At 59.1% G+C, this 20,605-nt stretch carries 11 protein-coding genes and 1 pseudogene; all 12 read left to right on the forward strand.

What is annotated here, in order from left to right:
- Positions 1-10 precede the first annotated feature (10 nt).
- Positions 11-2,599: pseudogene (locus ABAC402_RS33635) on the forward strand (BPTD_3080 family restriction endonuclease); the annotation flags it as partial.
- Positions 2,600-2,605: 6 nt separating this feature from the next.
- Positions 2,606-4,531 carry a DUF262 domain-containing protein gene (locus ABAC402_RS33640; RefSeq protein ID WP_023450244.1) on the forward strand — a complete coding sequence of 642 codons (1,926 nt, stop codon included), beginning with the start codon at positions 2,606-2,608 and terminating at the stop codon, positions 4,529-4,531.
- A complete protein-coding gene (locus tag ABAC402_RS33645) occupies positions 4,528-4,755 on the forward strand; it encodes a hypothetical protein (RefSeq protein ID WP_155847415.1) in 228 nt (75 codons plus the stop codon). Before ABAC402_RS33640 ends, ABAC402_RS33645 begins: the two co-directional genes overlap by 4 nt.
- 41 nt (positions 4,756-4,796) lie before the next feature.
- Positions 4,797-5,708, forward strand: coding sequence for an ORF6N domain-containing protein (locus ABAC402_RS39325; protein ID WP_023450246.1), 912 nt, complete (start codon positions 4,797-4,799; stop codon positions 5,706-5,708).
- A gap of 3 nt (positions 5,709-5,711) precedes the next feature.
- Complete coding sequence (locus ABAC402_RS33655) at positions 5,712-8,501, forward strand: site-specific DNA-methyltransferase (protein ID WP_023450247.1); 2,790 nt, start codon at positions 5,712-5,714, stop codon at positions 8,499-8,501.
- An 11-nt stretch (positions 8,502-8,512) separates the two neighbouring features.
- A complete protein-coding gene (locus tag ABAC402_RS33660) occupies positions 8,513-9,166 on the forward strand; it encodes a hypothetical protein (protein ID WP_023450248.1) in 654 nt (217 codons plus the stop codon).
- Positions 9,167-9,233: 67 nt separating this feature from the next.
- On the forward strand, positions 9,234-10,238 hold the full coding sequence (locus ABAC402_RS39330) for a phospholipase D family protein (protein WP_155847416.1): 1,005 nt from the start codon (positions 9,234-9,236) through the stop codon (positions 10,236-10,238).
- A 14-nt stretch (positions 10,239-10,252) separates the two neighbouring features.
- Complete coding sequence (locus ABAC402_RS33670; RefSeq protein ID WP_023450250.1) at positions 10,253-12,334, forward strand: 3'-5' exonuclease; 2,082 nt, start codon at positions 10,253-10,255, stop codon at positions 12,332-12,334.
- 140 nt (positions 12,335-12,474) lie between these two features.
- A complete protein-coding gene (gene zorA / locus ABAC402_RS33675) occupies positions 12,475-14,463 on the forward strand; it encodes an anti-phage ZorAB system protein ZorA (RefSeq protein WP_023450251.1) in 1,989 nt (662 codons plus the stop codon).
- Positions 14,460-15,263 (forward strand): OmpA family protein, encoded by an 804-nt coding sequence (locus ABAC402_RS33680; protein WP_023450252.1) that lies wholly within the window; start codon positions 14,460-14,462, stop codon positions 15,261-15,263. The genes zorA and ABAC402_RS33680 overlap by 4 nt, the downstream gene beginning before the upstream one ends.
- Complete coding sequence (locus ABAC402_RS33685; protein ID WP_023450253.1) at positions 15,260-16,654, forward strand: EH signature domain-containing protein; 1,395 nt, start codon at positions 15,260-15,262, stop codon at positions 16,652-16,654. The genes ABAC402_RS33680 and ABAC402_RS33685 overlap by 4 nt, the downstream gene beginning before the upstream one ends.
- A complete protein-coding gene (locus tag ABAC402_RS33690) occupies positions 16,654-20,412 on the forward strand; it encodes an SNF2-related protein (RefSeq protein ID WP_023450254.1) in 3,759 nt (1,252 codons plus the stop codon). The genes ABAC402_RS33685 and ABAC402_RS33690 overlap by 1 nt, the downstream gene beginning before the upstream one ends.
- Positions 20,413-20,605 lie beyond the last annotated feature (193 nt).

Here is a 20,605-nt window from a genome sequence, read left to right on the forward strand (position 1 = left end):
TCGTGCCCATCTCGAAGGCGCCAATGCCCAGGCCAACCCCCTGCTGCTGCGCACGGCCCTGAAACTGGCCACCGGCGCCGGCAAGACGACGGTGATGGCCATGCTGATCGCCTGGCAGACGGTCAATGCCGTACGCTATCCCAGCAAGGGTTTCTCGCGCGGCTTCCTGCTTGTGGCGCCGGGCATCACCATCCGCGATCGTTTGCGCGTCCTTCTGCCCAACGACCCCGACAGCTACTATCGCAACCGTCAGATCGTCCCGACCGACATGCTGGCCATGATCGATAGCGCGGTCATCATCATCACCAACTACCACGCTTTCAAATTGCGTGAGCGGATCGACATTGCCAAGGGGACGCGTCAGGCCGTCGAGGGCTGGCGTGGAGAAAAGCTCCAGACGCTGGAAACCGAAGGCCAGATGCTTCAGCGCGTCATGGGCTCGATGATGGGCATGAAAAACATCATCGTCCTCAACGATGAAGCCCACCACTGCTACCGAGAACGGGTCAAGGACGCCGTCGGCGAAACCGAAGACGATCTCAAGGGCGAGGAAAAGGACGAGGCCAAGGAGAACAACGAAGCCGCCCGGATGTGGATTTCGGGCCTCGAAGCCGTCCGTCGCAAGATCGGCCTGTCCATGGTCTATGACCTGTCGGCGACCCCGTTTTTCCTGAAGGGTTCAGGCTATATCGAAGGGACTCTGTTCCCCTGGACCATGTGCGACTTCTCACTGATGGACGCCATCGAATGCGGCATCGTCAAGCTGCCCCGCGTACCCGTGGCGGACAATGTGCCAGGTGGCGATACGCCCAAGTTCCGCAATCTGTGGGAAGAGATCAAGAAGAGCCCGAAAGGCCTGCCCAAGAAGGGCCGCTCGGCCGGCAAGGACCTCGATCCCCTGGCCTTGCCGCCGATCCTGCTGTCGGCGCTCGACGCCCTCTATGGTCATTACCGACAGACATTTGACCTGTGGCAGGCCGAAGGCATCGGCATTCCGCCCGTGTTCATCGTGGTGTGCAACAACACCTCGACCTCGGAGCTGATCTACAAATACGTCTCGGGTTTCGACCGCACAAACGACGACGGCACCGTGACCTTGGAAAACGGCCGCCTGCCGCTGTTCAACAACTACGACGACTATGGCAACCGCCTGGCCCGGCCCAACACCATCCTGATCGACAGCGCGCAACTGGAGTCCGGCGAAGCCCTGGACAAGGATTTCCGCGCCATGGCCGAGGCCGAGATCGAACAGTTCCGCAAGGAAAAGATCCAGCGCAGCGGCAACATCCTCGACGGCGAAAACATCACCGACCATGATCTGCTGCGTGAGGTGATGAACACGGTCGGCAAGAAAGGCCGTCTGGGCGAGCAGATCCGTTGCGTCGTCTCTGTGTCGATGCTGACCGAAGGCTGGGACGCCAACACCGTCACCCATATTCTGGGTGTGCGCGCCTTCGGTACGCAGCTCCTGTGCGAACAGGTGGTCGGCCGCGGCCTGCGCCGGCAATCCTACGACCTGAACGAAGAGGGCAAGTTCAACGTCGAATACGCCGACGTTCTGGGCATTCCCTTCGACTTCGCCGCCAAGCCGGTCATTTCACCGCCGGCCAAACCGCGCGAAACCATCCGCGTCCATGCCGTCAGGCCCGAACGCGATGCCCTGGAAATCGTCTTCCCCCGCGTCGAAGGCTACCGCGTCGAACTGCCGGAAGAACGCCTCGATGCCGAATTCACCGAAGACTCGGTGCTGGAACTGACACCTGACTGGGTCGGTCCGACGGTGACCAACAACCAGGGCATCATCGGCGCCGGCGTCACCCTGAACGTCGCCCACCTGGGCGAGATGCGGCCTTCGACCCTCGTCTATCACCTGACGCAACACCTGCTGATGCACAAATACCGCGATCCGGGCGAAGAGCCGAAAATGTACCTGTTCGGCCAGCTGAAGCGCATCGCCCGGCAGTGGCTGGACGGTGGCTATCTGCGCTGCACCGGGGGCACCTATCCGGCCCAGCTGATGTACAAGGAAATCGCCGATATGGCGGCGGAGCGCATCAAGAACGCCATCACGCAAACGCTTCATGGGCATATGCCGGTGAAGGCCATCCTGGACGCCTACAACCCAACGGGTTCAACGGCCTATGTCAACTTCACCTCGTCCAAGTCGCTGAAATGGCAGACCGACGCCCGCAAGAGCCACATCAACTGGGTCATCTGCGACTCCGACTGGGAGGCCGAATTCTGCCGCGTCGCCGAAGCGCACCCCAAGGTCAGGGCCTATGTCAAGAACCAGGGCCTGGGTCTGGAAGTTCCCTATCTGATGGGATCGGTCGCCCGCAAATACGTCCCTGACTTCATCGTCCAGATCGACGATGGTCACGCGGATCCGCTGAACCTGATCGTCGAAATCAAGGGCTTCCGCAAGGAAGACGCGAAGGAAAAGGCCAATACTATGAAGGCCTACTGGGTTCCGGGCGTCAACAATCTGGGCAAGTTCGGCCGCTGGGCCTTTGCCGAATTCACAGCGGTCTTCGAGATCGAGGCCCATTTCAACACCTTGGTCGACAACGCGCTTCGTGCGCAGCCTCAGAACGCGTAGGAGCAGATGGCAGCTTTCAAAACCAATCCGGTCAGCCTGAAAGAGCTGCTGCTCCATTGCGGAGCCGGCAAGATCCAGTTACCCGATTTCCAACGCAGTTGGGTATGGGACGAAGACCGCATCATCAGCCTGATTGCCTCCATCTCCCAAGCCTTCCCTGTGGGCGCCCTGATGGCCCTCGACATGAAGGCCGGTGCCGACGACCTCTTTGCGCGACGGCCCGTCCAGGGCGCGCCTGAGGCCGCTGCGGGGCAATCCCCGGCGCAACTGCTCCTGGATGGTCAGCAGCGTATGACCTCGCTGTATCAGACCTGCATGCGTCCGGAGGTGGTTGAAACCATCACCGCGCGGCAAAAGAAGGTAAAGCGCTGGTTTTACATCGATATTCGCAAGGCGATGGACTCTGATGTCGATCGCGAGGACGCCATCATCTCGGTCCCGGAAGATCGACGTATCAAGTCTGACTTCGATCGTCAGGTCGACCTCGACCTGACGACCCGGGAAGACGAATTCGACAATCTGATGTTCCCACTGAACCAGGTCCTCGACTACGACCGGTGGCAGACGGCCTACATTCAGCATTACATGGCAAAGCAGCGGCCGGAGATGTTGGACGTTTATTTCGCGTTCAAGAAAGATGTCCTCGACAACTTCACCGGCTACCATGTCCCGGTCATCGCCCTTGATAACAGTACCTCACACGCCGCAGTCTGCCTGGTGTTCGAAAAGGTCAACACCGGCGGCAAGCCACTCGATGCCTTCGAACTGGTGACCGCCATGTACGCGGCCAAGGGCTACCGTCTGCGTGATGACTGGCTGGGCATCAAGGGTAAGCTGGGCTTGCAACAAACCCTCCAGCTGTTTGGACGCGCCGCCGAGCAAACCTATGGCGTGCTGGAAAAGGTCGCCAGCACCGACGTCTTGCAGGCGATATCGCTTCTGCACACCGCTCAGATCCGCGCCGACCAGGTGGCGGCCGGCAAGACCGATGCCGACTGGTCCGCCGTTCGCGCCTCGCGCCAGTCCCTGCTGGACCTCCCCCTGGAGGCGTACAAAACATATCGCGACCCCATTGAACAGGGCTTCAAGAACGTCGCCAAGTTCCTGCGGCAACACCACATCCACCGGGTCATCGATCTGCCCTATCAAGGCCAGCTGGTGCCGTTCGCGGCCATCATGGCCAGGATCGGCGACAAATGGCAACACGACACTATCCGGGCGCAACTGGCGCGGTGGTACTGGTGCGGCATCTTTGGCGAACTTTATGGTTCTGCGATCGAGTCCCGTTTCGCCAAGGACATACTCGAGGTTCCGGTCTGGCTGGAGGGCGGCCCGGAGCCCTCGACCGTGCGTGACGGCGTCTTCCGTGCTGAGCGCCTGAGGTCGATGCGGACACGGCAGTCGGCCGCCTATAAGGGCATCCACGCCTTGTTGATGGCCCAAGGCGCGATCGACATCCGCTCCGGCCAGGCCTTCAGCCAAACCATCTTCTTTGACGAAAATGTCGACATTCACCACATCTTCCCATGGGACTGGTGCCTGAAACAGGGCATGGAGACCAAGGACTTCGACACGGTCGTCAACAAGACCCCTCTGGGCGCGCGCACCAATCGTATCCTGGGCGGGATTGCACCGTCTCGATATCTCGACAGGCTGGAAAAGGGCCATGGCGACGCCCCGCCGATCGAACGTGGTCGCCTCGATGCGTTTTTGAACAGTCACGGTATACATCCCGATCTGCTGCGGGCCGACGACTTTGACGCCTTTATGGCGGATCGCGAACAGCGACTTCTGACCCTGATCTCCCGCGCGACCGGCCACCCGATCGTCAGGCCTGGCGCCTTCCCGGAAGAAGGCGAAGATGTGGTGGACACCGAGGCAGATCTGGACATGGCCGTGGGGCAGGAGGGCGACTTGGAGGAAGCGTTTTGAAATCGGAAGTCGGAGTGGAATTTTGCCCGGCGCGGGACATCCAGCACCGTCTCGGCTATGCAGAATGGCGCGACGTCCAAAACGTCATCGCCAAGGTCAAAACAACGTGTGAAGTTGCCGGCCAAGTCGTTCATGACCATTTTGCCTACGTCGGGAAAATGGTCGAGCTGAGTGCAATTCGTCGCCGAGACATCAACGACATCATGCTGAAGAAATCCGTTTGACATAACAGCCGGTGATCCCAATCCCAAGTGAGCCAAAAACCATGACCGACACACCTGACGACGACGCAGACATCGACACCTTTGCCCCTGACCAAGCCCCGGTCATGCTGCGCGGCGAACCCGTCCTGCTGGCCGGCATGGTCGCGTCGGCATTTGGCGTGACCACCCGCGAAGTTGCCCAGGCGATCAAGCGCAATCCGGAAAAATTCCAGCAAAGTCATGCCTTTGAACTGACGCCGGGCGAGGTTGAGATTTTGAGATCACAGGGCGTGATCTCAAAAAGTGGCCGCGGCGGCAGCCGTGCCCTGCCGTGGGGCCTGACGCAGAAAGGCATCGCCCGGCTGGCGACTATCATCTCCTCGCCCCAGGCCCTGGCCGCGACCGACCTGATCATCGACATCTTCGTCGAAGTCCACCGTCAGGTCGCGCGAGGCAGCACCCAGGTCGCCATTACCCGCCCCAGCCGCCTGGCCGGCAACCCCGGCCAGGCCAACGCCATAGCCCGGCTCCAGCGCCGTTTCATGGACGCCATGGATCACCTGATGGACATGGTCATCGACCCCCAGACCCAGGCGACCATTCGCGATGAACTGGGCGCCGCCCGCCATGGCCTTCTGGACCATCTGAAGGCAACCTTGAGCGCCAAGGGGATCGAAAACGAAAAGGTCCAGGCGGAAACCCTTCTGCTCCTGGAACAGGTCCAGGACCTGCGCGAGCGCCGGGCCGCCGATCTGCGCCACCGCCACCTCGAGTCTGACCAACTCCATCTCGACAATATCGGCAAGCGCATCGACCTGCTGAAACAGATGATGGCCATGGCCCGCGACATGGAGCCCAACGCCATCGCCACCCTCTTCGATACCTTCCGCGACCCGACTCTCCTGGCGCCCGCCTCGGCGGCTGTGGCAATGCCGCGGCTGGGTCACACGACTAATGCGTCGACGAAAGACTGATCCATGGCTAAAAAACCCCTCGAAGTTGACAGCCTCAAGCACACGGACGCAACGCGGCGGAACATCCCGACGGCCGAGTTCGAAAGCCTGATGCGCGACGAAGACAAGACCCCGGTCCAGGTAGCCTATGAACGGCGCAACCGCGATCTCGACCCGCAACTGGTGTGGCGCGGCAAGGACGTGCAGGATCAGTCGGACCTGGTCGTCCAGGCGCCGCCGCTCTACATCCAGGAAAAGGTCCACCCCAAGGTCCTGATCGATGACCTGAAGCGCGAAACCGAAGTCCGCCGGGCCAAGGCCGCCCCGCCGTCGGGCACGATCGACATGTTCGGCGACTTCAATGGCCTGCCCGATATGGAGGCCAAGACCGAATTCTACCGCCACGACCAGCATTGGGCCAACCGCATGATCTCCGGCGACAGCCTGTCGGTCATGGCCTCCCTGGCCGAACGCGAAGGCCTGCGCGGCAAGGTCCAGTGCATCTATTTCGACCCGCCCTACGGCATCAAGTTCAATTCGAACTTCCAGTGGTCGACGACGTCACGCGACGTCAAGGATGGGGCGAAGGACCAGATTACCCGTGAGCCGGAACAGGTCCGCGCTTTCCGCGATACCTGGAAGGACGGCATCCATTCCTATTTAACCTATCTGCGCGATCGCCTGATTGTAGCGCATGACCTGCTGCATGAGTCGGGCTCGATTTTTGTCCAGATCGGGGATGAGAATGTCCACCGTGTTCGGGCACTTATGGATGAGGTATTTGGTGAAGACAATTTCCTTAGCCAGATTGCCTTTCAGAAGACTGGAGGATTTGCGCCATCGGGTGTTAGCAATGTGCTGGATTATGTAATCTGGTTCTCGAAGGATAGTAATAAAGCAAAAATTCGATCCACCTACAGTTTCATGCCGAGCCCTCCGAAGGATGATCCGTATTACGTTATACTGGATACAGACGATGGGAACGCCAGACGGGTTACGTCAGAGGAACGAGAGGCGCTTGATCCCCTGCAGCAACTAAGGACCTACCGCTTCGGCCCCCTCAAGTCTGATGGCGCTAGTGCATCACCTCAAGTATTTCATTTCCAGGGAAAAGATTATAACGCAGGAGCCAACAGCCACTGGAAAACTAATATTGAGGGAATGCGGCGTTTGGGTGTTGCTGGTCGCTTGCTAAAAACCAAGACGGGTATCCATCACAAACTTTACTGGGGAAATTTTGCTGCAAAGCGAATTGATAATGTTTGGGTTGATACTCAATCAGGCGGGTTTGGTGATCAAAAAATATACGTAGTCCAAACTACGCCGCGAGTTGTGCAACGATGTATGCTGATGACGACAGACCCCGGAGATTTGGTCCTTGATCCTACTTGCGGTTCGGGCACGACAGCTTACGTCGCCGAACAATGGGGGCGACGCTGGATCACCATTGACACTAGTCGTGTATCCTTGGCGTTGGCACGTTCGCGATTGATGGGCGCGCGCTACTCCTACTACCTGCTGGCCGACTCTCCTGAGGGCCTACAGAAGGAAGGCGAACTGACCCGGTCACTTCCAAAGTCATCCGCAACGCGCGGCGACATTCGCTTGGGCTTTGTCTATGAGCGCGTGCCCCATATTACGCTCAAATCGATCGCCAACAATACCGAAATCGATGTGATATATGACAGGGCTCAGGCGACGCTGGACCCGCTGCGCGCTGAGTTAAACACCACCTTGGGCAAGATCTGGGAAGAGTGGGAAATTCCGCGTGAGGCGGAGGCGGGCTGGCCGGCAGACGTCAAGACTCTGCATGCACAATGGTGGCAGGCACGGATCGAGCGCCAGCGTGAAATCGATGCTTCGATTGCGGCCAAGGCCGATAATGAATACCTCTTCGACAAGCCTTACCCGGACAAGAACAAGGTCCGAGTCGCTGGGCCGTTTACCGTCGAAAGCTTGTCGCCGCACCGCACCTTGGCGGTCGATTGGAACGACGAACTGATCGACCCTTCAGGGGTGTCGGAAAAGAGTGACGATTTCGACCACGTCCAGGACTTCGCCGGCATGATCCTGGAGAACCTGAAGGCCGCCGGCGTCCAGCAGGCCCACAAGGAAGACAAGATCAACTTCACCGCCCTGACGGGGTGGCCTGGCACCTATATTTGCGCTGAAGGCCGTTACGAAGAAGGCGAGACCCAAAGAAAGGCTGCCATCTTCATCGGCCCGGAGTTCGGCACCGTGTCGCGGCCCGACCTGGTCGCGGCTGCCCGCGAAGCCGGTGACGCCGGTTTCGATGTGCTGATCGCCTGTGCCTTCAACTACGATGCCCATTCCTCCGAGTTCGAGCGGCTGGGGCGTATTCCGGTGCTGAAGGCGCGGATGAACCCCGACCTGCATATGGCCAAGGATCTCAAATCGACCGGCGCCGGCAATCTGTTCGTTATCTTCGGCGAACCAGATATCCAGGTGCTCGATGCCGGCAACGGCCAGATCCAGGTCAAGGTTGCTGGGGTCGATGTCTTCAAGCCGCAGTCCGGCGAGGTCCTGTCCGAAGGCACCGACGGCATTGCATTGTGGATGCTGGACACCGACTATAACGAAGAAAGCTTCTTTGTCCGCCACGCCTATTTCCTGGGCGCCAATGATCCCTACAAGGCGTTGAAGACGTCGTTGAAGGCCGAGATCGATCCGGAAGCCTGGGAGACGCTGTACAGCGATACCTCGCGTCCCTTCGCTCGCCCAGCCTCGCGCCGTATCGCCGTCAAGGTCATCAATCACCTGGGCGACGAAGTTATGAAGGTGTTCGCCGTCTAACGGAGGTCGGCATGATCAAGACCGAGATCATGTACGAGGGCAAGGTCGTCGTGACCTTGGAAAGCGACGATCCGAACGCCGGCCCGGCGATGCAGGCATCCGTGACGCAAAGCCTGGACTGGCGAAAGAACCCCGGGCCTGCGCCGGAGCCGGCGCGGGACGTCGCGCGGTTTGATATTGTCTTCACACCGCCCGAAGTCGGGTGCATCGACGCCATCATCACTTTCGACGATCAGTCTGTCACCTTGCCGCAAAGCCAGGTCAACGATCCGTTCGAGGACATCAAGGCCTGGCTGGAGCGCGTTGCGACCGGAGAATTTACCTACGAGGTACGCTTTCCGGAGGGTTGGGTGCGGCGGTTCGCGGTCGACCCTGATCCTGATCCGGACGTGGTCCTGTTCACGATCTGGGAACGGTGGTGCACGGACGAAACGAAATTGGACTGCCACCTGCGTTTGCCGCGCAAGACGCTGGTTGCGACCTTCTACAAGGCGCTTCTGGACATATGGGAAAAGCCAGACCCCGACACCTTCTGGTGGGAATGGGACTACATGGCCCAAAGTGACGAGGCAGACGATAACGACGGCTATTATGGCATCTTTTACTACCATGTCCGAACACCCATCATCGACTCTTATCTGGCAAGCGGGACAGCAACGGAATAGTTTGCTTTGCGCGAAAAAATAACCCTATAGTTGAGTGCAAAATGCGACGAAAATGGGAGGCGGCGGGATGTCAAAGTATTTAACCGGGGCGGATCTGTCGGCGGAGATCGATAAGCTTCTGGCGGAGCCGGGAGGCTCACATGCTGTCGCGTTTTGGGGGCGGGGTTCTGAGGATCGTTTGCCTGACAAAGGACAAGGTGATTTTCGTCTGATATGCAATCTCATGTCAGGCGGCACAAATCCGTACGTCATCGAGAAAATGAAGCTTAGCAACGTCAAACATCTCTCCACGTTGCATGCTAAAGTTTATGCGGGCGCAAAGAGTGTGGTCGTAGCCTCAGCCAATGCATCGATAAACGGACTGGGTCTTGAAGGCTTGGAACAGGCCAAATGGCTTGAAGCAGGTATCCAGATCGAAAAAAGCGAAGAGCAGTCTAAATGGTTTGAGAAACAATGGAATAAAGCGGAATATGTCGACAAATTCGCAATTGAAGAAGCGATACGCATTTGGGAACGCCGCACGCCGCCACCGATAAATTCTTTTGCTGACTTTGATCCTAATAAAGAACGGCTTCCACTACTTTATTGGGGTGACAATTCTGATTGGGATATAAGCAAAGCATCTGTGGAGGAGCAACTGGGTCCTCTTACACCCGAAATTGAAGCCTTGGTGGATGATAGTTTGTGGGTCCAGACCGAGGAAGATGCTGAGAAGCTTCCGCCGGGGACTTGGCTACTGGTTTGGCAGCAGGGTAGTGGGAAAGTTGCATTAAAAAGCGTGCCTCCAGAGTGGTTTTGCACAGGAAGAATTCTAAAGAATTCATTTGTATTCACAGGAGAGGATTTACCGGAAGACTCCGTGTTGCGTTCAGAGCGGCACGACCTCAGCCCGTTCCCATTGGATGAGATGTTCCTCCGTTCGTTCTACTCAACGATTAACAGCGAAAAATTCATAGAACTTCGTATCAGTGACGATGCTGGGCCCTGGTTTACCGATCGACGAATAGATCTCACAAGGGAATTTTGGAAATCCTGCAAAAGCGAATATTTGCGCCTCGTCAATGGTAACTGAGGCACGTTGGCATTATGGAATTTCGCATTGCCGACACCTTTACCGACAGCCTGGCCCGGCTGACCTCACAGGAACAAAAGGCCGTCAAAACCACGGCCTTTGATTTGCAGATGAACCCGGCGGCGCCCGGCCTGTCGTTTCACCGTATCGAACGTAGCAAAGACGAAAACTTCTGGTCGGTGCGCGTCAATGGCGACATCCGTCTGATCGTCCACAAGACGGCGTCCAGTTTCCTGCTCGCCTATGTCGACCACCATGACGACGCCTATCGTTGGGCGGAAAAGCGGCGCATGGACCGCCACCCGATGACGGGCGCCATGCAGTTGGTCCAGATCCGCGAGCGCATCGAGGATGCCGACATCTACGCCCATGCGGTGGCGACATCGATGCCACCCAAGCCCAGTCTGTTCGACAATCTGCGCAAGTTCGAAGTCATGGCCTTGGGCGTACCCGAGGACTGGGTCGAGGATGTCCGCAAGGCCACCGAAGACAGCCTGTTCGATTTGCTGAGCCACCTGCCCCAGGAGGCGCAGGAGGCCCTGTTGAAACTGGCCGTCGGTGAGCCGGCCGAGGCGCCCAAACCCGCGCCGGCGCCCGCTGCCGCTCCCGCTACCGAAGACGGCTTTGCCCACCCCGACGCCCAACGCCGCTTTCACCTGGTCGCCAGCAGCGAAGACCTGCAGCGCGCGCTCGATTTTCCGTGGGAAAAATGGGCCATCTTCCTGCACCCGGACCAGGAAGCCCTGGTGTCGAGAGATTTTTCCGGCCCGGTTCGTGTTTCCGGTTCGGCCGGCACCGGCAAGACCATTGTCGCCCTGCATCGCGCCGTCCACCTGGCCCGCAGTCATCCGGGCAAGCGCGTCCTGCTGACCACCTTCTCGAAGGGCCTGGCACATGCCCTCAATGCCCGGCTGAAGCTCTTGGTCGGCAGCGACAGCGAACTTACATCGCGCATCGAGGTCAAGGCCTTTGCTGCCGTCGGTTATGATCTGTATGCCGCAAACTTCGGCCAGCCCAACCTGGCCTCATCGGCACAGGTGCGGACCTGGTTGACCAAGGCGGCCGGCGAGGTCGAGGGCCACAAGTTCTCGCCCACCTTTCTGGTCAACGAATGGTCCGACGTCGTCGACGCCTGGCAACTGGGCGATTGGGAGGCCTATCGCGACGTCACCCGGCTGGGTCGCAAGACGCGGATCGGCGGCCGGCAACGCGAAATCCTGTGGGCGATCTTTGAAAAGGTCCGGGCGTCCCTGGACGACCGCAAGCTGGTCACCTGGTCCGACGTCTTTGGGCGCCTTACCGGCCACTTCAACGGCACCGCCAAAAAGCCCTATGACTTCGCCGTCGTCGACGAAGCCCAGGACCTGGGCGTCGCCGAGGCGCGTTTCCTTGCCCAGGCCGTGGGTGTCGCCGACAACGCCCTGTTTCTGGCGGGCGACATGGGACAGCGGATCTTCCAGCAACCGTTTTCGTGGAAGGCTTTGGGCCTGGATGTCCGCGGCCGGTCGTTTACGCTGCGCATCAACTACCGTACCTCGCAGCAGATCCGCGAGATGGCCGACCGGCTGTTGCCGAACGCAGTCACCGATGTCGACGGCAATCGCGAAGGCCGCAAGGGTACCGTGTCGCTGTTCGAAGGCCCGGCCCCCGAGGTTCGCGCCTTCGACACCGAAGTCGCCGAAACGCAGGACGTCGCCACCTGGGTTTCGCAGCGCCTGGCACAGGGTATTGCTGCCCATGAGATCGTCGTCTTTGTCCGCTCCGACGCCGAAATGGTCCGGGCGCGCAAGGTGGCCAGGGCGGCGGGACTGGATGCAACGGAGCTGGACGATCGTTCGGCCGTTGAGCCAGGGCGGCTCAATCTCAGCACCATGCATTTCGCCAAGGGGCTGGAGTTCCGCGCCGTCGCGGTCATGGCCTGCGACGACGAGGTCATCCCCAACCAGACGCGCATCGAGGCGGTGAGCGATCAGGCCGATCTGGAAGAGGTCTACACCACCGAACGTCACCTGTTGTACGTCGCCTGCACCCGGGCCCGCGACCACCTGCTGGTGTGCGGCGTCGAACCTGCTTCGGAGTTTCTGGGCGACCTTTAGAGACCCGCGTTATTGTTTTCCGTTAACTCAATGACTGGTTGAACGCGAAATTCTCCGCTAAGACAACGGACAAGCGCGCATTTTGATGACGTTCGACCGGTAGCCCTTTGCTGCCAGGACTGACGTGAGACAGGGGTTGGATGACTGTGGATAAGCCTATTTTGGATGCCATTTTCTGGTTCTTGGGCATCTTTTTCAAGCAAGAGTTCGTCGCGCCTCTCATTCTGCTTCCCGGGTTATTCATTTGGGCTGGCTATTTTTGGTTCCGTGCCAGCCAGCGGTTGAAACCTTTCCATGCGGCCGTTGCGACGCGCCTTAAGACGCTTGAGGCGGCGCTGGGTGACGACCTAGACCCTTCCGCCGCCAGGCAAGCTTTCGCCGAGTCGTTTGGCGAGGTAACGGGAGCCATGAACGACCGTGCACCAGGGGCTGAACCGCTGGTGCGGGCCTGGCAGGAGTTTCACAAGACGATCGTCGACGAGTCGGAGACGCCCATTCGCAATACCGCGCGTCCGAGTGCCTTCTTCGTCAGGATTATTCCGCAGCCCAGAGACTTGATCTTCTGGTCCAATACCTTCGTCGGCATTGGCCTGATCCTAACCTTTATCGGCATCGTCGTGGCCTTGCACACAGCGTCCGAAGGTATGGAGGCCGGCAGCACAGCGCAGCAGTCCCAAGTGGCACTCCAGGGCCTGTTGAGCGTCGCCGCTGCCAAGTTCTTCAGCTCCATTGCCGGGCTTGGCGCCTCATTGATGCTGCGGTTCGTTGAAAACAAAATGACCCGGCGCCTGAACACTGAGGTCAATCGCCTCTGCGACCTTCTGGAAAAGGGCCTGATGTATGTCCCTGCTCAGTTGCTGGCCGTTCAGCAGCTCAATGAGCTCAAGCGCCAGTCGACACAGTTGGAGAAGTTCAACACAGACCTGGCCCTGTCGATCGGCGAACAGGTCGGCCAACAGTTCCAGGCGGTGATGACCCCGATGCAGGCCTCTCTGAGCGCGCTGCATAGCTCTATGGACTCAATGAGCGACAGCCTTTCCAAATCGCTTGGCGAGGGCGTTGGCAAGGCCATCGAGGGCGCCGCCAGCGGTCAATTGGGTGAATTGGCCAAGACGCTCGCAAACCTTGGCGAGCAGTTGGCGGGGCTGTCTGAGCACGTTCAGGACTCCGGCGAGGACGCCGCCAAGCAGATCAGGGCAGCTGGCGCCGACTTCGCCCAGGCCGCCCAGGACATTCGCGAAGCCTTTTCCGGCCTGACCGGCCAGGTCGGCGAAATTGGCGCGGCCATTACCCAAGACGCCGAGGCCGCGCGCAAACAGCAGGCCGATCTGCTGCAACTGACCATGGCCGGGTTCGAAGCGGCCAATCAGCAGACCCAGGCCGCCATGGCCGGTGCCGTCCAATCCCTTCAGGATGCCGGCACCAAGGTCGCCGGCGATCTTCAGGCCCAGATGGGCGATGCCATGACCTCGGCGGCAAAGGAAGCCCAAGCGTTGGTCCGTGCGGCGATCGAAGACTCCAGCAAATCCTTCGCCGACGCCGGTAAATCGATTTCGGAGGCCGTCGAGACCGCTGCGCTCAGGATTGCTGCTCTGGCCACCGCGATCGAAAAGAGCGAACGCCATGCCTCCAGCACGGCCGAGGCCTTTATGAACACCGCTGACGGGGCGCGATCGGCAGCTTCCTCGATGGCCGACGCGGCGGGTGGATTTGCGACCGCGGCAACGCCGGTGGCTAATGCGGCCAAGGCACTGCAAGAGGCCGCCACGCGGATTGCAGCAAAGCTCGATGAGAGCGAAAAATCGGCGCTCGAGGCCTTGAAGGCTATGCAAGGCTTGGCCGATGGCATCGCTGACACCCAGTCGTCAGCGACAGAAGCCTGGACCAGCTATCGCTCCCACTTTGACGGCGTCGACAAATCCTTGGAGGGCGTCCTGGGGCAAATGACCCAGACCTTGTCCAACTCGATGAAAACCTTTGAGACCTTCTCACAGAACTTCGATGCCGAGATGGGCAAAGCCGTCAGTCGTCTGGGCGGGGTGCTGGAACCCCTCAAGGAAAATTCCGAAGCCATCTCCGAACTGGCTGATGAGCTCAAGAAACAATCCAGGGCGGAGTCTGGTCGATGATTGCCTCCGACGACGAGCATTTCACCGAGCATGTCGAAGAAGAGAATTACTTCGTGTCCATGACGGATATGATGGTGGGGCTGGTATTCATCTTCATTATTCTGATGATGTATTACGCTTTGCAGTTCCGCAAGGAGGCCGACCGCAGGACCGAAGCGAAGGACGAGCGCACGCAGATCCTGACCCGACTAAAGGACGAGATTGAAAAAAGCGATCCTAAACTGCAGGTTATCATCTTGCCGGAAAGTGGTATTTTGCGATTGCCGGCGAGTTCTTTGTTCGACAGCGGCGAGGACGCTCTTACACCCTCTGGCAGGACGACAGCCGAGTATTTGGCCGAGGCGCTGTACAAGGTCATACCCTGCTATACCAATCAGGTACAAAGATCGCCCGACTGCAGTCCCGGCAGCGAAAAGATAAAAATCGAAGCTTTGTTTATCGAGGGCCATACCGATACCACCCCTTTCGCCGGTCGGCCGGGCATCAGCAACAATCTCGAACTGTCGGTCAAGCGCGCTTCCAATACATATGCCCGCCTGACATCGGTTGAGCCGGAGCTCGAAAATCTGAAATCAGGCACGTCAAGCCATGCAGTACCGGGCACCTCAGGCCAGACCGTACTCAGCATAAGTGGTTACGGTGACAAGCGTCCCGCCTATCGGGAGACCGATGCCGCCTCCAAAGCCATGAACCGTCGTATTGATCTGAGAATACTGATGGCCGCCCCGCTCAGCGATATGCCCGCGCCGCCCAGCGACGAGGTCGTCAAGGCCCTAAAAGAACAGGGTTTACGCCAATGAGCCTCAGGGATGCGGTCACCTCGCCGAAAGAATTCAGCGGGCCTATCCGCGTCAGAGATGTCGAGCCCATCCAGATGCGCAAAGCCATCAAAGCCTTGCCAGACTTCGGTTCAGGGACACCCAAGGGCCTGGACGTGGCTGAACTTCAGGCGCGTTTTGTTGACCGGGTATCCAACAATACACTGGCCAGCGTCAGCCCGGCCGAGATGCGCCAATGTCCCTACGGTTTTTTCGATGAACCTCGGCCGTTTATCGATGATCCCACGGTCACAGCGGCTTTGTTATCGGAGCTGGCTACGCGGGCGCAAAAGTCAGCCACACGCATTCTGATCTATCAATATTTGGAGCACTACAACCCATCAAAGCCGGGCTGTGTCGCTGTTGCCAACTGGCTGGACCAGCAGGTGATGCAATGGAACTGGGCCTGGCGGGACCGGTCAGAGACCTATGCCCTGTTCAACGCCGAAGAGGCGCCCGCCAAGCTCGCCATCCATATTTTGGCCAGCCAAGCGCCTGTTCGCGAAGTCTTTGAGGACCTGGGCCTGAGCGACACCATTCTAACCGGCAGCCTCGGTGAGGCCGCTTTTGCCGCGGCATGCATCATCGTGTCGGCCAGTCGCTCAGCGAAGGCGCAAGGGCAACAGCGCCGGTTGATGGAGTGGGCGCGGCGCGGCGATCGCTTTGGCTATGAAAAGGCATTCCCCGCCTATGTTTCGGCCCTTCTGATGCCCTGGCAATCATCGGAACCAGATGCAGCGCACAAGGCAGCCCTCCTGGCCGAACTTGAGTCCTTTGCCGGTGATCCGCGCGTAAAGCCGGCAAGGTGGGCCAGGGTAAAGAGCCAGGCTGCGCAGGCCTATGACGTGCTGATGCGCTGGCTGACCCGGGCCTCGGTCTATCAGTTTTTCGACATTATTGACCAGGTTCTCTCAGCCGATGAGATGCGTATGTGGGCCTACCGGCGCCCATTCTGGACATCTTACCTTGAGCCCGGTTACATCAGTGAGGCGTGGGTGGCCTTTGGCGCCAACGGTGCGTCTCAGGCCAGGCATGTTGCAAGGACAACGGGAGGCGACGCGGCCTTGGGTTTTGCAACCCTTACTGGCAAATCACAAAGCCACGCAGCGCTCATTATGAAAATAGGCGACCTGACCGTTGCGGAATGGAGCCACAACGGAAAATACAATATCTGGCCATCCGCCAGCCAAAACGCGCCCCGGCTCTACAAGACCCGTTACGACGCCTACGAGCTTTCGGGTGCACCTTTCGATGGTTCGCACTATGGGTCCGACAGCTTCTCCTGGCAAAGAAAAATAGCGCGAAAAATCGAAGTTGAAACCGGCTTTTCGACGCAGAAAACGTCCTGGATGCCGAGGCGATTTGGCCGATAATGTTCACCACCCAGCGCACCCGTGCCATCGCTTTTAGCTTCGATCAAGACGGCCTCGACGTCCTGATCTCGGCGCAGGTCAAGACCTTGCTCGGCACCAAGCCGTTGCCGTTTGAACAATGGTCCGCGACATCGTCAAATGTCGCAACAGCCCTTACAAAAATACTGGCAGACATTGAAGATGGTCGGATAGCCTCCGACGGCAGGCCACGTGCCATCGTGTCGGACACGCAACTCAGGCTGCATCCGGAACTCGTGGCCGATTTGGACAGCCCTTCGGCCTCGGCGCTGGGGCTGCCGGCCACGACAACACTTGCGCTCGATCTCCAAAGCCAGAACCTGTTTCATGAGACGTCTTTCGTTCTCAAAGCCCGGTGGCTGAGGGGCGGTGGCGGACCGGCACGCGCAACAGTTACCGGCGCCATCATCAGCTACGACGGCCAGAAACGTCGCCTGCCGGAGCCTCTGTATAGCCTGTGGCGCACCGCTGAGGCGCTGGCATCTCCCCAACCCGAGGCCGAGCGGTTTGGCTTGGTGGCACGGTTACAGACCCTTCTTCCCGAAGCCGCCGCCCACAGCCTGATGACCAATGGCTACCTCGATGAGACGCGTGTGGTCTATGCCTCGGCCTTTTCCCTCAAGCTGGGTAGGCAGGATCCCTTTGACTTCGATCCTGTCCTGTTTGGTCCCGGCGTGCGTGCTTTTGCCGACGAAGGACGGGTACCGGACGAAGAGGTCGACAATGTCCTTACTCCGCAACAGCAACGAGTTTTTGCCGATGAGCGTTTTCGTCATTATCGCGATGTTCGTCCGGCCTACCCTCTGAGAGGGGGGCAATACGTTTTCATCGACCCGGCGCTGCGTCCCGTCCTCCAGGAAGTCAGGGCGCTGCAATCGGGTACGGTCGAGCAAAGACGCGAGTTTGTCACGCATCCGCAGAGGGTGCTGCGTCAGCGACTTGGCGACGAAGTGGCCGAGGCGTCGGATCTGGAGTCCCTGTTTATCGAGACCGAGCAGTTTTCGGCGCGCGTCGCCGGCGTCGCTGTTTGGACGAAAACCGTCCTGCCGTGGATTAAGCCGGTCGCCGATGCGTGGATGCCGGAAAAGTTCGGCATTCGCATCGGCGATGATACACCTTTAGGGATTGCGCCTGCCGACGTCGTGCCTCTGTCAAATGCAGTTGAGCAGGCCATCGCCGCATCCCAGCTTACACTGGAATTCGAGGGCCAAACCATCCCGGCCACCGAACAGACGCGTCAGGCCCTGGCCGAGCTCAGGTCATTCGTCGAAGCAGAGATTTCTCAGCGAGGCCAACCCTATACGTCCGCTCTTCCAAAATCGCTACTTGAGAAGCGATTCCTGACGGTTCGAGAAAACTTCGACGATCTCGAATATGTGACGCTGGACCATTCGCCCCAAGCGGTGGTCGACGAAGCGTTCGTCCTTCCGGAAATCATTAGATCCAAACCCAAGCCCCACCAGGTCGAAGGTATGACCTGGCTGCAACGTCTTTATCTCTCGGGAAAGAGCGGCGGGCTCCTCGCGGACGATATGGGACTGGGCAAGACGTACCAGGCCATTGGCTTCATGGCATGGCTCCAGACGCATCTGCTTGCCCAGAGCGCCCCAAAACGCCCTTTCCTTATTGTCGCTCCGACAGGCTTGCTGGCCAACTGGCGAAAGGAGATCGATCTCCACCTGCAGCCGCCGTGGCTTGGGGACATTGTGCTGGCTTTCGGTTCCAACCTGAAGGCCTTGCGCGACGAGGACAGCTTCGATCAAAAAGACATCGTCGCTGGCCGCGCATCATTGGAGGCCGCGGCCTGGGCAAAGGCAGGCGTGGTTCTGACGACCTACGAGACACTCCGCGATTATCACTTCAGCTTCGCCAAAAGCCCGTTCGAGCTGGTTGTCTTCGACGAGATACAAAAACTCAAAAACCCGACGTCGCAACTGACCAAGGCGGCAAAGACCCTCAATGCCCGTTTCACCTTGGGCATGACCGGGACGCCGGTCGAAAATCGCCTCCAGGATATCTGGTCGATTACCGACGTTCTGCGCCCTGGCTTTCTTGGACTGAGCCGCGATTTCGAGAAGACCTACGTGCCGTCCGACAAGGCGGCCCTTCGGTCCCTTCGCGGCAAGCTCTGTGACGCCACGGTCGTGAGCGCACCCTACATGCTGCGGCGAATGAAGGTCGACCACCTGCCAGAAATGCCGGAAAAGACCGAGCAGGCCAAGGCCATAACCATGCCACCGGCACAGGCGCTCGCCTATGAAGACCTTGTTCGCCGGGCCATGGCTGGGCGAGGCACCATGGGCAAGAATGATGGTATGCTGCAAACCTTGCACGCCATGCGCTCGGTTTCCCTTCACCCGTACCGACCAGATGAGTCGGACAGTGATGACACCTACGTTGCCCAATCGGCCCGACTGCTTTGGACCATGGACATCCTGGAGGCGGTAAAGGCCAAGAAGGAAAAGGCCCTGATTTTCGTCGAGAGCCTGGACATGCAGGCGTGCCTGGCACGGATGATCCAGACGCGCTTCGGACTGCAGGCACCGCCCAGCCGTATCCACGGTGGCGTCCCCGGCGCGAAAAGGCATGATCTCGTCGAGGCCTTTCAGGCGCGAGTCGGCAGCTTTGATGTCATGATCCTGTCCCCAAAGGCTGGAGGGGTAGGTTTGACCCTGACGGCGGCCAATCACGTCATTCACCTGTCGCGGTGGTGGAACCCGGCGGTTGAAGACCAGAGCACGGACCGCGTCTACCGGATCGGCCAAACCCGGCCCGTCCAGGTTTACCTTCCGATGGCCGTGCACCCGGACCCACTGATTGGGCCCAGCAGCTTTGATATCAAACTAAACGACCTGTTGAGCCGCAAACGCGCCTTGTCGCGTGACATGTTGGTGGCGCCCGAGGGCGACCAAGCCGATATCACCGAACTGTTCGACAGCGTCTCGACCTTCGCTCGTGAGCCCCAGACGCCAAGCGATGAGCAGCCTGGTTTGCCGCCTGAGTCGCCGCCCGAGTCGCAGGCTGAGACGATACCTGAGCCTGTGCCTGCAACGCCGCCTGAGGTGGTGGTGGCGCAAGAGATTGTACCTGACGCCGAGCCTGAGACTGCCGCCCTGCCGGCACCCGAAGCGGTTCCGCTGGCGGTCGTGGCCAGCAAAGAGGAGGTGGCGGCTGCAGTCTCGCCACCGGTTTCGCCAGCAGTTGGTATTCAGACCCGCAAGATCTTGACGCTTCCGGGCATTAAGCCAAATCGACCGTCGATCATGTTGTGGGACTTCCCTACGGGACGCGCGCGCGATCTGACGGAAATCCTCGACCTGTTTACCGGGGTCAAGGTGTCAAGACTAAAGATCTCGGATCCTTATGCCATTGCCAATAGCGAAGCGCGTGAGGCCCAGATGGCCTTCATTCGGGACGTGCGCAAAGTGGTCACCAGGCTTCATGAGGTTGCCATTGAATATGACCCCCGGCATTCCGAGCCGCGCGAAGCTGAGGAGCAGTCAAGGCGCTACATGCATGAACTTTGGCTGTTGCACTTCAACCCGGGGGAGTCTCCATTAAGACTTGAAAGGCGGCAGAAGAGCTACCTGCGTGACTTCCATGACCGCATCATCTTTTTGGACCTTCCCCGCGCCGCAGGAGCTGTCGCCACGCACGAGTTGCGCTTGTCCCGAGGCTTAATCGGCTTGATGACGGAACGCATGCAGTGTTCCGTCACCTATGTGGCACCGCGCGCCTGAACCGATCAAAAAGAACCAGGGATTGCAACGATCGAGCTTTGTCGCGGAAGTAAAGAGTGAAGGACGCATGAGTTCACCGAACTTTCGCGGGTAGTGCGAAAAAGACTTATGGTGACTTCGCAGTTTCCGCCTTCGCGGAATGTTACGAGTAGCGTTTTGATAAGTTTAAAAAAAATCGATCTAGGGGTAAGGA

Origin of the sequence: Asticcacaulis sp. AC402 (assembly GCF_000495835.1) — a bacterium.
In the GTDB taxonomy this organism is placed as follows: Bacteria; Pseudomonadota; Alphaproteobacteria; order Caulobacterales; family Caulobacteraceae; genus Asticcacaulis.

What these genes read in the sequence shown, in the direction of transcription:
- ABAC402_RS33640 (WP_023450244.1), top strand. Translation starts at nt 2,606, where the DNA reads ATGGCAGCTTTCAAAACCAATCCGGTCAGCCTGAAAGAGCTGCTGCTC.
- ABAC402_RS39325 (WP_023450246.1), top strand. Translation starts at nt 4,797, where the DNA reads ATGACCGACACACCTGACGACGACGCAGACATCGACACCTTTGCCCCT.
- ABAC402_RS33655 (WP_023450247.1), top strand. Translation starts at nt 5,712, where the DNA reads ATGGCTAAAAAACCCCTCGAAGTTGACAGCCTCAAGCACACGGACGCA.
- ABAC402_RS33660 (WP_023450248.1), top strand. Translation starts at nt 8,513, where the DNA reads ATGATCAAGACCGAGATCATGTACGAGGGCAAGGTCGTCGTGACCTTG.
- ABAC402_RS39330 (WP_155847416.1), top strand. Translation starts at nt 9,234, where the DNA reads ATGTCAAAGTATTTAACCGGGGCGGATCTGTCGGCGGAGATCGATAAG.
- ABAC402_RS33670 (WP_023450250.1), top strand. Translation starts at nt 10,253, where the DNA reads ATGGAATTTCGCATTGCCGACACCTTTACCGACAGCCTGGCCCGGCTG.
- zorA (WP_023450251.1), top strand. Translation starts at nt 12,475, where the DNA reads ATGACTGTGGATAAGCCTATTTTGGATGCCATTTTCTGGTTCTTGGGC.
- ABAC402_RS33680 (WP_023450252.1), top strand. Translation starts at nt 14,460, where the DNA reads ATGATTGCCTCCGACGACGAGCATTTCACCGAGCATGTCGAAGAAGAG.
- ABAC402_RS33685 (WP_023450253.1), top strand. Translation starts at nt 15,260, where the DNA reads ATGAGCCTCAGGGATGCGGTCACCTCGCCGAAAGAATTCAGCGGGCCT.
- ABAC402_RS33690 (WP_023450254.1), top strand. Translation starts at nt 16,654, where the DNA reads ATGTTCACCACCCAGCGCACCCGTGCCATCGCTTTTAGCTTCGATCAA.